This is a genomic window from Streptomyces solincola, from assembly GCF_002982015.1.
GTDB lineage: Bacteria > Actinomycetota > Actinomycetes > Streptomycetales > Streptomycetaceae > Streptomyces > Streptomyces solincola.
Window position 1 is genome coordinate 1 of the sequence record NZ_PVLV01000002.1, and the last position, 14585, is coordinate 14585.

Here is a 14585-nt window from a genome sequence, read left to right on the forward strand (position 1 = left end):
GTGGCGGGGGCGGCGCGGGGGCCGGCGCGGCGGTCTGGCCGAGGGGGATGAAGGAGGTGTCTCCGCCCCGGACGACGGCGATCTGCTCGAAGGTCACGGGGGTGGCGGGTACGGGCTCGGTGTCCGGGAGGTTGTAGCCGAGGGTGACGTGCGGGGTGTAGCCGTGCCGGGCGTCGAGCTTGTCCGAGTACACCGACGTCCGCAGGGCCTCCACGACGCGCTGCCGCAGCTCCGCGAGGCCCGGCACGTCGACGGGCACCCAGGTCGGCTCTCCGTCCCCGGTGTCGGGGAAGCGCCCGAGGCCGCCGATGGTTCCTGCCAGTGAGCTGCTGCCGGTGACGGCGGGGGTGACGATGTCGCGGAGGTCGTCCGGGTGGCCGCCGAGTTCCGCGGCGTCGCCGAGGTACGCGAGCGTGACGTGCAGGTGCTCGGCCGGGGTGCCCTCGGGGTGCGCGATCTTCGCAGCCACGTCGGGTGGAAGCCGGAGCGCGACCATCACCCCGGTGCCCGTCTGCGTCTCGGCGGCCTTCAGCTCGACCGCCGACCAGGTCGCCTTGTGCTCCAGCTCCCCGTGGTCCGCGCCGACGGACGCCTTCACCTCCAGGCTCCGCGTGAGCGGGTGGGCACCGTGCAGTACCGGGCTGACCTCGTACAAGTCGAGGTCGTGGATGATCCGTACGCCGTCGTGGCGCTTGGAGGCGCCGCCGGGGGTGACCTTGTACCCGATGGAGAACGCGGCTTCGCCGTTCTCGTGCCACTGCTTGACCTGCGCGTAGGCGTCCCGGCCCCACGACGTCCCCATGTTGAACTGCACCGTGGCGACGAGCGCGCCCGCCTCGCGCGGCCAGACGCTGCCGCCGGGGATGGTGGCGAACCGCGGGTCACCCGGCATCCACTCCTCGACCTCCAGCACGCTCCCCACAGGGTCCTTCCAGGAGTGGTGCCAGACGCTCTTCACCCGGCGGGTGGCGAGGGTGCGGGTGAACGCCCCGGGGAGGATGAGGTCTTGGACCTCGTCCACCACGCCGGTGACGGCGAAGATGGCGCGGACGATGCCCCTGCTCGGGCGCGGGCGGCTGGACGGCGGGGTACGGGGCACGGCGGGTTCCTCCTGGCGGACGTCTCGGGCGGTGCGCACCGTGCCCCCGCGGAGGGGTTACCGTCCTGCGCTGGCCGTACGGCGGGCCGTGCCCGTGCGCCGGAGGCTCACTTCCACGGCGGCTTGCCGCCCTTCTTCTTCGCCGGGTCGTCCTCGTCCGCGTCGGGGTCCTCCTCGCCGTCCGAGTCTTCGGCGGGCTCGGCGGCCGGGTCTTCCTCAGCAGGGTCGGCGGGGGCCTCTGCATCCGCAGCGGGGTCGACTGCTTCGTCCGCGGTTCCGAGATCGAGCGGCTCCACGTCGCCCGGGGGGAGGGCGCCCGGGTCGGTGGCCGCCGGGTCGACGACGGCGGGGTCCTGCGTGCCGTCGGCGGGCGGCTCACCGTGGTTGCCGCCGGTCTCCTGCATGCCGGCGTCGTCCACGTCGATGGCCCAGGTGTCCGGGTCGGAGTACCGCCAGACCTGGCCGGTCTCGTCTCGTACCCAGCCCGTGAGGGTGCCGTCCTCAGCCTTGTCGAGCCACGCCTGCTCACCGTTCGGGCCGGACAGAGCGGCGTACGCCTGCGCGGGGTCGGTCTCGTCGCCCTCGTCGTACACGTCTCCGGCCCAGGGGCGGGCGTCGTCCTCCTGGGGCGGCTGCATCTCCGGTGGCGGTGGTGCAGCCGGGGTGCCGGCGGCCGGGTCGGCGGCGGGCTGGGGCAGGTTCTTCACGGCGTATGCGTAGTCCACGGGCGGCAGGGTCCGGGCCGGGGCTGCTTACGTCTCGGGCTGATCCCCTGCCGTGGCTCCCGGCCGCTCGCTACTCTCGATGCATGACTGAGTTGACGGTGTCCGTGGATGACCGCCTGGCGGACCAGGTGGCGGAGTCTGCCCGCCGCTACGGGCTGCCGGTGGACGAGTACGTGCAGCGGGTACTGCGCGCGGCCGAGACCCCGGGCGCTCCTGATCGCGAGGAGCGCGCCCGGGAACTGGCGCGCGGAGCCTTCCGGCAGTGGGATGAGGCCGGGCGGCCCGAGGCCGGCGCGATGAGCATGGCGGAGGTCTTCAGCAGGTGAGCGCGATCCCCGCGCGGTTCGCGTCGAACGTCGGCCGGACCATCCGTGACCTGCCCACCCCCGACCGGGACGAGCTTGAAGCGGCGATCGTCCGCGCCTGCGAGGACCCGTGGTCGTGGCCGCAGGCCGACAAGTACGAGATGGACGAGTCGGTGCGCGTCATCACGACGCGCACCGCGATCGTCCACTACGTGATCCTGCCGGGCCCCGACCCCCACCTTTGGGTGTTCGCGATCACTGTCTGACCTCCACCACCCGGGTGCGGTCGCGGAGCAGCGCGAGCACCGCGGTGACGTCCGTGGGCTCCAGATCGCGCCGAGGCCCGAGCGGGCCGAGCAGGACCGGTTGCCCGGTGTACTGCTCGACCAGGGCCCGCACACGGCGGGAGCCGGCCACCGGCCGGTCTTCTCGACCGGTGACCTCCACGTCGTAGGCCCCACCGTCGTCCAGCGTGCCTATGACCCTCATACCGTCCTCCTTCTACCGGGTGGCGAGCAGTCCGAGAAGGAAAGCCCGCAGGTCGTCGTCCTCGTACCACTGGCCCTCGAACAGCGTCGCGAGGCCGAGCGGGACCAGGTTCCCGGTGTCGCCCTGACCGTTGCTGTTGCGGAACATACGCGCGAGGAGCCTGTCCAGCGACGTGCGGCGCCGCGCCCCCACCCGCCCGCTGTGGGTCCGGGTGAAATGGAACGCCTCCTGCGCGGCCAGCAGATCCGGGTAGTGCTGCTGAAGGTGCGCGAGCAGGGCGTGCGCAGCCGTACGGCGGCCGTCGTCCCCAAGGTCGGCGACGGTCGCGATCCGGCTGGTTGGGTCGTACCCGCCGGCGTCGCCGCCGCGAGCCGTGAGGAACCGGGCCTCGGTCGGAGACAGCCAGTCCCGGGGCACGAACTGGGCGACGCCCGTGAGGGCGCGCACGGCGTCCGAGTCGCTGTCCGGGGTGGTCACCAGCGTGGCCGTGGTGCCCGGCCCCATCTCGCGAACCTCCGCCAGGGTGCCCCGTACGGCGTCGGGGAGCGCCGCGGCGTACGCCTGCTGAAGCCGGGCGGCTTCCTGCCGTGCGGACTGCGCCTCGACGCGGGCCGCCGCGACCTCCAGGTCCGCGCCGGGTGCGCCGCCGGCCGCCGCCGCTTCGAGGTCGCGCAGGCGGCGCTCGGCGGTGTCGGCGTAGTTCGCGGCGTGCCGGACAGTGCCGTGCGGGTCGTCGCCAAGTTCCGGCGCAGCGGCACTCAGCCGGGCCACGACGTCGGTGTCCACGTCCTGGCCGGCCGCACGGACGGCCGCGAGGTGGCGCAGGGCCTGCGGGCCGGGCCCGCCGTCCACGGAGCGGTCCATCGTCCAGCGCACGCCGTCCTGTACCTCCGGGAGCTGGCCAGCAGCCAGGGAGGAGCGGCTGGTCGGCCGGTACCAGCGGGCGCGGCGGGAGACCTGACCGAACCGGCCCGGGGCGGGCAGGAGCCGCGCCCAGTGGGCGACACGGTCGCCGAGCGGCAGCCCATCGGCGTGCTGCGGGAGGCGCCCCGCGGCGGCCAGGCGACGCAGGCGACGGGCCTCCGGCCACGACCGGATGCGCCGCATCAGGCCCTGACGGAACCGGGAGATACGTTCCCGCATCCGGCGCAGGTTCTCGCGACCGGCCCGCCACGCCTTCGCCAGGGCCTTCAGGAAGGCCGCGACCAGGGCAATGATCCTCCGCGCGATGGCGACGAGTCCGGCCACGATGTGCGGCAGGATGCCGGCGCGCTGCCCCTCGGGCAGCCGGGAGGCGATCCGCTGGGCGGTGGCGTTGCGGCTGCTGTCCATACGAGCGGCGAGCTGCTGCACGATCGCGGCGCGACGCTCCGGGGTGAGGAGTTCACCGCTGTCCGCGGCTGCCTGGAGAGCTTCGCCCACGGCGTCGTCGGCGTGCTGGGTGACGTCGTCGTTCACGCCCGCCTCCCCGTCGGTGTTGTCGTCCCCAGCCGCCCGGGTGCGCAGGGCCTCCGGGATGAGGCGCAGCAGGTCGGCCGCGCGGCTGGCGGTGTCCTCCTCCGACTCGCCGTCCAGCGGCTCCAGGTCGTCCAGCGTGCGCACCGCGGCGCGAACAGCGTCCGTGCGTGCGCGGGCCGCCTCCTTCCGAAGCGACTGCACCAGGTCGTCGCGCTCCTGGCCCTCGAACCCGGCGTCGGTGATCGCGGCCATCGCCCCGTTGCGAGCCCTGCGCATGCCCGCGCGCAGCGCCTCGGGGGTGAGCCGTTCGGCGATCTGCTGGCGGAGCTGGTGGATGCTGCCCGGCGTGGTCGTGCCGTCGAGGGCACTGTCGATCACCGCCCGCACGACTGCGTCCGCGTAGTCGGCGCGGACCTTGCCCGCGTCCGGAGCCGGGTTCGGGTCGCGCTGCTCAGCGTCGTCGTCCGCGGCCGGAGCCTCCGGCTCGGGGAGCTGGTACAGCGGCTCGGAGGACGCCAGGGACCGCTTGAAGCGCATGCCGTCCCCGTCCTCGATCGTGAGGACCCGCACCCCGCCCGGCGCCTCCTGGATCTGCACGACGCGGTACGCGGTCATGGTGTCCGGGTCGAACTCGTCCGGCAGGGTGATCGTGTCTCCCTCGCCGACGGAGCCCACGGTGCCCGGCTCCGGCTGGTCGACGTCGTCGGGCTCGTTGCCCGCCGCGGCGTCCAGGTGGTCGGCAGCCCGCTGCGCCGCTCGGCCCTCGGGGGTTGCCGAGTCGGCACCCTCGCGCAGCTCCTCGGCGAGCGCGGTCGCCTGCCCAGGGGTGAGCGGCAGGTCGTTGGCGACGCGAGCCGCGCCCTGCTGGGCGTCGGGGTCGCTGGCCGGTGCCTGCCCACGGTCGGTGATCGCGTCGCGCTCCTCGGGGGAGAGCTGCGGGTCCACGGTGGGACCGGCGACCGGGTCGACGGCCGGGGCCGGCTCGTGGCTGGTGATCTCGTCGCCGCTGGCCGGAGCATCTTCGGGCCCCAGCTCGGGCGGGTTGCCATCGGCCCCCAGCGCCCTCTGCACGTCGCTGTCGCTCGCTGTCGAGACCTTCTCGGTCTCGCCGGTGGTGGTGTCCTCCAGGTCGAGGTGAGTCTGCTCGCCCTCCTCCTCCCGGCCGGTAACCCGGGCGGTGCGCGGGCCGTCAGGGGACTCGCGTACGACGACGTCGCCCTCCTGCACGTCTCCCGCAGGGGTGGGTTCGACGGAGGAGACCTTGTGGTCGTTGTCGCCGTCGGCGGTGTCGCCGATGACGCGCAGGTCAGCGATGGGCAGATCCCTCATACCGTCCGGGGCGGCAACGGTGGCGGTGTCCCCGTCCACCGACTCGACGGTGCCGAGCATGTTGCCGTCCCGGTCGCCGACGACGTTGCCGTCGCGCACCAGGCGGCCGTCTGCGGTCCAGCCGGAGGGCCGACCCGCGCCGCCGTCGGTGACGTTGAGGGAGGTGGGTGAGTGATTGTCGTCGGTGCGGTCGTCGCCGAACTGGACGCGGACGCTGTTGGCGCTTGCGCCGGTGACCACGCCTTCCTTGCCGTCGTCGTCGGTGACGAGCGAGCCGGGGAAGAGACCGTTCCCTCGGGCGTCCGTGGGCACGCTGTCCGCGATCCGGCCGGTCAGGACGTCGGAGTCCGCGCCGGTCTGCGGGGAGCCCTGGAACTGGTCGGCGTCGTCGCGGGTGGCGCGAGCCGCCGCGGCGTCCGGCATGACGTACACCGGACTGCCGGTGCGGGCGTCCGGGTTGTCGGCGACCAGGACGCGGTACATGTCCGTGGCGCGGCCCTTCTTGGTCACCGGGATCAGCTTCGGTCCGCCCACGACGTGACCGGCGAGCGTACGGGCCTTGCCCTGCTTGGTGACGCCGTCGATCCGGACCAGGTCGCGGAGCTGGAGTTCGCTGACCTGAACCCATTCGGCGGGCCGGCCACCGACCGGCTCCGGCGCGGCCGGGGGCTCCGGCGTCGCGTCAGGCGCGCCGGCTGGCGCATCCTGGCGGCGTTCGTCGCTGCCACCTTCCGCGCGCGCGGGACGGTCGGCCGCCGGGTCCGCGGGCGGCTGGACCGGGGTGGTGCGCGCGGCGGTGGGTTCCGTACGGTCCTCCGACCGCGGGGCGTCCGTACCGCTCTCGGGGGCGGAGGTGTCCGTCGCGGCCGGGGTGACGGCCGTGTCGTCCTGGCGCTCGGCCTCGGGGGCGTTGCTGCTGGACGAGGAGTCGTCGGCCGCCGCAGTGCGGGGGCCTTCGCCGATCTGCCGCCCGTAGCGGTGCTGATCGAACGGCAGGGTCACGTCCTCCACCTCGGCGAGACGCAGGGCGGTGCCGCCGTCCGCCGGGATGATGAACGTGTCGCCGTTCGCACCGTGGCGCGTGCCCTCGAACTGGTCCTTGGAGACGGTGACGCGGTACCCCTTGTACCGGACTCCGGACGCCTTGAAGGTGGCCTTCGTCGGCTCGCCGATGACGTAGCCGAGCCGACGGCCGGTGTACCCGGCGTAGAAGCCGGTGATACGCCCGTCGAGTTCTACGACGTCGCCTTCGCGGATCTCGGAGATGGGCACGCGCACGGCGTTGTTCCTGCCGCCGTTCTCCAGCAGCTCCTCGATGAACTGGTGGGCGGCGCGGTTCTTGCTGGCGTCGTGGTGCTGGGCCCTCGGGTCCTCCGGGCGGAGGACGTCGAAGTCCTCGCGGATCTGGTCCGCCAGCCAGCCCGGTCCGAGAATGTACTTGTCCTTCAGGTTGGGCTTCTGGTGCTTGTAGTGCGTGGCGTCGAGCCAGCGCAGTTCGTCTTGCAGGTGCGCCAGGTCGTCGGCCACGTTCCCGCTGGGCGTCACGCCGCGGCCGAGTTCGTCCAGCAGGGCGCGCAGCGCGTAGTAGCGCTCCAGGTCGACCGGGTTGTCGGCCAGGGTCTCCAGCCCGCGGAAGGGCTTCTCCTTGCCGGGGAAGCCCAGTGACTGGGCCGTGTGCCTCATGGTCCACGCGAGGTCCGGGTGCACGACGCTCAGGTCCGGCTCACCGCGCTCCTTGTCGCGCAGCACGAGGTGCGCGATGGCCGCCTCGCGGGTGGCGAACTTCGTCAGGTCGCTGGCGAACGGCGGCTCGCTCCACCACTCACCGTCCGAAGAGGACCCGCCCGAGGAGTGCAGGTGAGGGGCGAACAGGGTGCCGATCAGCCGGCCGTCTCGCCAGATCTGACCATCGTGGTCCAGGCGCAGGACAGGCGTCGGGTTGAAGCCCTCGGCGGCGACCGCGCGCATCCGCTCGGGCGAGCCGAACAGGACCCGCTCGCCTTCCTCGCTGACGACTCCCTTGGGTCCGGTCTCGTACTGCTCCATCTCCTTGGCCGTCGGCACGCGGCGGCCGTCTACGGTGCCGCCGCGGCGTCCCGTGCCGTGGGTGGCGTTGAGGACGTACTGCGAGTCCGCAGCTCCCTCCGGCGCATCCGCCGCTTCTCCCTGCGCGGAGCCAGCCGGGCTGCCCGGGTTCGAGGCTGCCGCTCCATCGGCCGGCTGCTGCCCGTTGGTCTGCGCGCCGGACGACTCGGAACGGCCCGCGTCCGATTCCGGGGCGCTGCTGTCGTCCTTACCGTCCTGGCGGCGGAGGCCGGGGGCGGCGTCTGCCGCGGTCTGGCGCGCCTGGTCGATCGCGGCACCGATGTGGTTGCCGTCGGCGTCGCGCCACGCCCGGAGGGCCTGCGCGTCCAGCTCGGGTGCCGACCAGTCGATCGGGTTGCCGTTCTCGTCCCGAAGCTGCTCGTAGGCGTCGGCAAGCCGCACGGCGCCGTCTCGGCCGCCGATCTGTTCGCCGAGGGCTTCCCAGCCGGCGAGGTGCATGCCGCTGGCCGCGTGGCCGAACTGCCAGGTGCGGCCGTCGTCGTCGGACCAGGTGATGAGCCCGCCGCCCGGCGAGAGCGTCAGGGTGTCGTTGTTCGCGAGGCGCCGCAGGTAGGCGGCGTGCTCCTGCTTGTCGGCTCCGGCCGGGGTCGGGTTGTCGCCCGAGCGGTATCGGTTCTTCAGGCCGTCGAGTCCGCCAGGCCCGCCGGCGTTCGGCGAGCGGTCGCGGTCGTCATCCTCGCGGTCGCGGTCGCGGTCCCGGTCACGGCCGGGAACGTGCGGCAGGCCACCGTTCGGGGCGCCGCCGTTGCGTTCGCCGCGCTCCTTGTCGCGGTCGCGGTCGCGGCGCCGGCGGCGGTCGCGGCGCTGCTCGGCGTCCGAGTCATCCGCGTCGTCTCCGTCCTCCGGGCCGCCGCCGTCGGCGTCGTCGTCCTGGTCGTCGTTGTCGGCGTCGGGGTTGGGCGTGCCGCCGTCGCCGCCGTTGCCGCTCGCTTCGTCGGGTGCAGCACCATCACGGTCACCGCGCCGACGGCTGCGGTTCCCCTCTTCCGACTGGTCGTCGTCCTGGTTCTGCTCCTCCTCCGTGTCCTGCCCGCGGTCCTCGGGCTCCTCGTCCCGGCGGGTGTCGTCGTCCTGCTCGTCGCGGCCCGTGGCCTTGTCGTGGGCGACCACGAGGCCGGCCGCGGCGAGGTCCCTGCCGTGCCATACGCGGCGCTCCCCGTCGGGGGAAATGCTCACGTACTCCAGCACCTTGTCCTTGTTGGTGTTGTCGATCCGGCCGATCACCACACCGTCGACCCTGACGGTCCACTCTCGGTCCAGGCCGGGCTTGTCGCCGTCGTCAGCGGTGACCTCAGCTCGGGCCACCAGCTCCTTCACGCGTTCGGGGCCGCCGAGCTCGTAGGTCTCGTCGTCTACCGGCACGTCCCAGCCGATGTTGATGTCGGTGCGCGCGCGGTTCGTCGCCCTCTTGCGGACGTTCGGCTCCGGCTTCTCCACCAGCACGACCCACTCGTCCGGGCCCACCCTGTCCTGGCCGTGGTCGGCGTCGATGGACACCGAGCGGACGGCGCCTTCGACTCCGCCGCGGTGGGTGTGGACGACGTAGTTCGGTGTCTCCATGCCGTCGAAGCCGTCGGTCGTGCCGCGTCGCGGGTGCTTCACGGTGTGGAAGATGTCGCCCTTGCGGAGTTCGGAGCCGCGTGCCCAGCGCATGCCCTTGGGCAGCTCCGCTTCACCGATCTTCAGCTCTCCGGTTCCGGTCCGGGCGTCGGCGAAGGGCGCCATCGGCGCGCCGATGCTCTCCCGCCGGCCGTTCGCCCAGTGCATCCCGGCCCAGTTCGAGCTGTCTTCCTGCGTGGCCCATCCGGCGAAGGCGGCCCAGTAGGCGCCGCTGTCCGACACGGCGGCGTTGAGGGGGCGCATGGCTTCGGGGAACTGGGCACGGATGCCGTACGACTTCTGGTCGGGGTTGTCGCCGCCGACCACGCTGACAATGAAGTCCTCTGCCTGCTGCTCGGAGAGACCGTGCCCTGCGGCTCCGGCGCGAGCGCGGGCGATCTGCTCGCGTACCGCTGCCTGGACCTTCTGCGCTCGCTCCTCGACCAACTGGTTCCGGAGTTCCGCAGCCTTCTTCCTCCCCGCCCGGGTGGCGATGTGCTCCATCAGGATGGGGCGGAGGTCCGCGCGCAGCTCGTCGCCCATCTTGCTCACGGTGGCGCGGAGATCTTCCGCGAGGTCAGCGAGGAACTGGCGTCCCTCCGGGGGCGCTTCTTCCAGGCTGCGGCGGGTGTTCTCGTCGTACTGGGCCAGCGGCTCGACATCGGCCATCGTGGAGATCCACTGCATCACGGACCAGGGGTCGGCGCTGGCCGTCCAGCCTTCCCGGTTGTGAGCGAGCGCACGGTCGAGGTAGACGTTGCGCACCCCGGCCGGCTGCGGCTGCGCCCATATACCGGCCCACCGGCGGATCGGTTCGGCACGGGCGGTCTCGCCCACGTCCCGGGGGAAGCTCAGGACCGGCTCGGAGTCCGATTCCGCGACGATGAGGGCAGCGGCGTGCGCCGCGTTGTCGAAGTCGCTGCTGCGGTACCACGGCTCACCGACGGAGCCGTGCAGCGCGTGGTCTGCGCGCCACGACTCCCCGCCCGTGAAGTGGGCCTTGTTGTCGTTGTACAGGAGCGAGCCGATCCGCTTGCCGTCGAGGTAGACGGCGCGGCGAACCTCGTCGGCCTGGAAGCGCCGCTCGGCGGGGATGACGTGGATCTCGCCGATCTCCACGGTCTTGCCACCGCGCTCACCGACCGTCTCGCGGGTCTCGTCCGGGCCCTTCCAGCCGACCGCGGGCTGGTCGGTCTCGGGCGCGGTCAGGCGCTCCACCTTCTCGTCCGCCAGGAGGGAGACGCCGTTGTCGTCCGAGGGCTCTTCCCCCTGCGCACCGACGTGCAGACGCCACGCCTTGATGCTCTGCCCGTCGCGAGTGGCCGTGATCTTCTTCGGCGAGGCAAGCAGGTAGCCCTCGCGGACGACGGCGTTACCCGCGCTGTCCTGGGTCTCCACGCGGACGTAGTCGCCCTCGTTCACCCGGTCGATGCCCTCGACTTCGGAGCGGTCGACGCCGTCCTCGGTCGGCTCCTCGGGGGCCGTGCTGCGCTTGATCGCTTCCCTGATCTGCGCCCCGGCAGCTTCCTCGATCTCCTCGCGCTGCTGGTCTTCGGCGCGCCGCTGGCGGACGGTGGCCCGGTGCCGCGCGAGGTGGGTGTCGGTCACGTCGAGGAACCGGCGCAGCGGCTCCTCCATCTCCTGGCGTTCGTCGTCCTCCAGGGTGGCGAGCAGTCCGGCCGCGTGGTCGCGGGCGGCGACCAGGTACCGCTCTGCCTCGTCGTGGTCGTTGTCCTCCTGAGCGGCGAGCGCGTCCAGGACGGCCCGCCCCAGCAGGTTGACGCCGCTGGGGGTGTCGTCGCTTGCCCAGGTGCGGCCGGCCGCCCGACGGACCTGGAGTTCGGCGGCGTCGACCGGGACCATCGCGGCCCGCCAGTCCCCATCGGTCGCGAACGGCTCGGCCGCCGGAGCGTCCGGGCCTGCGGGAGCCTCGGGAGCCTCCGGGGTGTCCGTCTCCGGCTCCTCGGCACGCGGCTTGTACGGCTGGGCGTAGTGGTCGGTCTCGCCCGGGGCGGGGATCGTCGCTGCCCTGCGTGCGGAGTCGTACTGCTGGAACTCCATCTTGCTGGCGGCGCCGAGCAGCACCTTCCGGTTGCGGCGGCCCTCGGGGGTGCTCTGGTCCTGCTGGGCAGCGGCCTCGCGCGCCGCAGCAGCCAGGGCGCCGGCCTGGGCCGAGTAGGGGCTGTAGCGGCGGTGGCCCGCGTTCCACGGCAGCGTGTCGATCGGCGTGCCGTCGTCGTGGTTCCCGGACAGGGTGAGCTTGCTCAGCTCCCGAACCTGAGCCGGGGTGAGCGTCATCTCGGTGATGGCCCGATCCGGCGTGACCGGCGTGCGCTTGGCCTGCTCCGGCTTGCCGTTCTCGTCCGTCCCGCCGGTGTACTTCTGGCGGAGGAAGTCGAGGCCGTCACGAACGATGGACGCGGCGCGCACAGGGGCGGCACCGGCCTGGTCAGGCAGTTCCTCGTGCCACTGCATGTCCGCCGGGGCGCCGCCGTCGGCGTCCTGGCCCCACCAGTACCGGCGGCCGTTGTCGCCGATGCGGGCGCGGACCCATCCGACGGTGTTGCCGTCCGCGTCCACGATGGTGCCGTGGCCGGCTTCCACGTCGAGGTCGCGCAGGCGGTGCCCCGTGGACAGCTCCAGGCCCTCGTGGGTCGACGCCTGGGTGATGTCGTCCGCGTTCTTGCGGGCCTTCGTGTCATCGCCGCGACGGTCCCCTCCGAACGGCGTGCCGTCGGGGCGAGTCACGTCCTTCAGCGGCCATACGCGGGTGCTGCTGTCCCCGCGCACGAGCACCGCTCCGTCGTGCACGGCCATGACGTCCCCGAGGCCGTCAGGCGTCATCACCTGGTCGTCCTTGGCGGGCAGATCCTGCTCCGGGGCAGCCGCGGGGGTGTTCGTCTCGGCAGGTGCCGGGGTGTCGCGATCCTCGGCGGCGGGCAGGGCCGGGGTGTCCGTGTTCCCTTCGGGTGTCGCAGTGCTGGTGTCGTCGTTGTTGAGGTTGGCGAGATCGTCGCGGACTCGCTGGGCGTCCAGCGTGGTGGTGCCTCCGGAGCCGTAGCGTCCCCCGGCGATGGCCTGGTCCAGTTCCTCGTCGGTGGCCGCGGGCAGCAGCGGCCGGGCCTGGCCGTTGCGGCGGCGCACCTGTGCGGGGCTGATCTCCTGTCGCTTGCCGCCTATGCCCGGCTCGTCGCTGGTGCTGACCACGGTGAGCATCGGCGGGTCGATCTCGGAGATGGTGCCGATGTTCGGCGTGCCGTCCTCGTCATCGAAGTCGACCTGGTCGCCGGTCTGGAAGTCGTCCAGCTTGAAGTCGCGGCGGTACTCGCCCTTGGGGGGCTGGGTGGGGTCGTCGTCGTTGACGGCGCGGAAGACCCAGCCGAGCGAGCCGGGGTCGAGGACTTCGGTGGCCCGGGTCACCGCGACGTACGCGACGCGCAGCGCCTCGTCGTCGGGGATGGTGTCCCAGTCGATGTTGCCGTCGTCGTTGTCCTCCGGCCCCTTGAAGTCGTCGGCGATGCGGACGCGTTCGGACTCCAGGCCCTTCGCCTTGTGGGCGGTGGTCACGAGGACGTCGTGCGGCTCGTGCTCGGGCACCAGGCGGCCGTTGCCGTCGTCGCTGTCGTCCTGCGGGTACAGCTTCGCAAGGTGGGCGTCGATGCGCTGCTGCGCCTCTTCCAGGGACAGCTTGTTGTCGATCTTGTGGACGCCGGAGCGGGTCTTCGACTTCCACGGCACGCTGCGCTTGCCGGGCTCGTAGTAGTACCGGCGGGTCGCCGGGTCGTACAGGAGCTTGCCGACGCCGTTGTTCTTGCCGTCGCCGAGCCACCGCTTCAGGTCGCCGGCGTTGGGGTCGTTCCAGTCGAGGCGGACCCACACGCGGTCACCGACGAGTTCGGTGGCCGCCGGGCGGGAGCCGGAGGAGAGCAGAGCGTCGATGTCGTCGCCGTGCTTCTCCAGCAGGTTGAACAGGCTGGCGAGCTGCTGGAGGTCGGGGTCGGTCTTGACCTCCTCCACGATGTCGTCGAAGGCCATGCCGTTGAAGCGGGCCAGCTCGGCGTGATCGGTGTCCTCGCCCTCGGCCAGGGCGTGGGCGGCCTGCACGAACTCCTGGAGGGCCTTCACGCCGCCGGACACCGCGACGGTGCGGCCCGCGGTGAGGGCCTGCACCGCGGCGAGCGCGACGCCGGCGTTGGTGCGGGCGATGACCATGGACTCTTCGCCCGGGTGCAGTTGCTCGATGCGGGAGTTCTTGCGGTCGAAGCCCTTCAGCCGCATGCGGGTGCCGAGCAGCCGCAGGAACCGGTTGCCGACGTCGGCGACGGCCGGGCCGAAGCGGAAGGACTGGGTGAGGGTGGCGCGCGCGTCCACGGGGAGCTTGGCCAGGGCGTCACTCGCGCCCCGGAAGCCGTAAATGGCCTGGTTGGAGTCACCGACGGCCACGACCTGCACGCCCTGGTCGAGGGCGGCGCGGACGACACCCTCCATCACCGGGTTCACGTCCTGGGCCTCGTCCCAGAACAGGGTGTCGGCGTCGATCTTGTAGCCGCCGAGCGCCCACTGCTTGACGATGTAGTCGAAGTCCATCGTCAGGTCGCGGTCGGGGTCGCCGGCCTCGGGGTCGCTGAGGTTCGCCCACATCCGGTCAGCGAGCGGCTTGACCGCGTTGAACAGGTCCCGGGGGTCTCCCTCGACGTTCGCCTTGATGTGCTGCGGGCCCATCTCGGCGTCAGCGGACTTCGCCCACTCGCGGATCATGCGCTCGGCGACGGTGGCCGCGCCGCCCGGGGTGAGGTCCCGGTTCCCGGCCTTGACCGTGTCGTACCAGCGCATGCGGTCGGCGATCTGCTGGGCGCTGAGCTTCTTGAAGCCTCCGGCCTTGCTGCTGGGCAGCCGGTCGTTCAGGCGCCGGTCGGCGACCCGGGCGGCGTACGCGTTCGCCGTGGAGGCGAGCATGTTCTTCGCGTACTCCCCGCGGGCCTGTGCCTCGCGGGCCTCGGCGGCGACCGAGCGGTTGAACGCCAGGTAGACGATCTTCTTGCCCGGCATGCGGTGCGACAGCATCTTGAGCGTGGACGACTTGCCGGTGCCGGCGAGAGCCATCACCGCCATGTTCAGGCCGCGGCGGGCCGCACCCTCGATGATGATGTTCTGCTCGTCGGTGGGCGGGTAGTCCTCGCGGGCGGAGGCTTCGGCGCTGATGCGCTCCCACTCCTCATCGGAGTAGCCGCCCTCCTTCGCGCCGGGCAGATCCTCCACGCGCGTGACGAGGCCCTGGACTTCGGCGTCGTTGAGGCCGTAGCCCCCGAGCCGGTCCTGCACCGTATCCCCACGGGACGGCTCGACCAGCTTGCCGTTGTCGTCGTACTTGGGTTCCGGCTTCCAGCGGCGGCGCCTGGAACGTCGTCTGTGGGAGCTGGAGGACGAGGAGCGCCGCCGCATGGAAGCCGGAACCCAAGGACGACGACAACGGCA

At 72.5% G+C, this 14585-nt stretch carries 6 protein-coding genes; 2 read left to right on the forward strand and 4 right to left on the reverse strand.

Translation table 11 applies throughout. The features are described 5' to 3' along the window. The coding region (locus C6N75_RS00040) for a 2'-5' RNA ligase family protein (RefSeq protein ID WP_181160269.1) at window positions 1-1099 on the reverse strand (1099 nt) is incomplete at its 3' end. 107 nt (window positions 1100-1206) lie between these two features. Beyond that, on the reverse strand, window positions 1207-1824 hold the full coding sequence (locus C6N75_RS00045) for a hypothetical protein (protein ID WP_105866742.1): 618 nt from the start codon (window positions 1822-1824) through the stop codon (window positions 1207-1209). A gap of 83 nt (window positions 1825-1907) precedes the next feature. On the opposite strand from C6N75_RS00045, the gene C6N75_RS00050 reads away from it, so the two are divergent. Next, a complete protein-coding gene (locus C6N75_RS00050; protein ID WP_105866743.1) occupies window positions 1908-2150 on the forward strand; it encodes a hypothetical protein in 243 nt (80 codons plus the stop codon). After that, the gene (locus C6N75_RS00055; RefSeq protein ID WP_105866744.1) at window positions 2147-2395 is read left to right on the forward strand and encodes a hypothetical protein; all 249 of its coding nucleotides are present in this window, start codon (window positions 2147-2149) and stop codon (window positions 2393-2395) included. The genes C6N75_RS00050 and C6N75_RS00055 overlap by 4 nt, the downstream gene beginning before the upstream one ends. Here C6N75_RS00055 and C6N75_RS00060 read toward each other — a convergent pair. Both C6N75_RS00060 and C6N75_RS00065 read right to left on the reverse strand, forming a co-directional pair. Beyond that, the gene (locus C6N75_RS00060) at window positions 2385-2618 is read right to left on the reverse strand and encodes a hypothetical protein (protein ID WP_105866745.1); all 234 of its coding nucleotides are present in this window, start codon (window positions 2616-2618) and stop codon (window positions 2385-2387) included. The two genes, C6N75_RS00055 and C6N75_RS00060, sit on opposite strands and share 11 nt — an antisense overlap. 12 nt (window positions 2619-2630) lie before the next feature. Then, complete coding sequence (locus C6N75_RS00065; RefSeq protein ID WP_105866746.1) at window positions 2631-14552, reverse strand: UvrD-helicase domain-containing protein; 11922 nt, start codon at window positions 14550-14552, stop codon at window positions 2631-2633. Between the last annotated feature and the right edge of the window lie 33 nt (window positions 14553-14585).

Excerpts from the sequence above, each read along its gene's own strand:
- C6N75_RS00060 (WP_105866745.1), bottom strand. The coding sequence starts at position 2,618 with ATGAGGGTCATAGGCACGCTGGACGACGGTGGGGCCTACGACGTGGAG.
- C6N75_RS00050 (WP_105866743.1), top strand. The coding sequence starts at position 1,908 with ATGACTGAGTTGACGGTGTCCGTGGATGACCGCCTGGCGGACCAGGTG.
- C6N75_RS00065 (WP_105866746.1), bottom strand. The coding sequence starts at position 14,552 with ATGCGGCGGCGCTCCTCGTCCTCCAGCTCCCACAGACGACGTTCCAGG.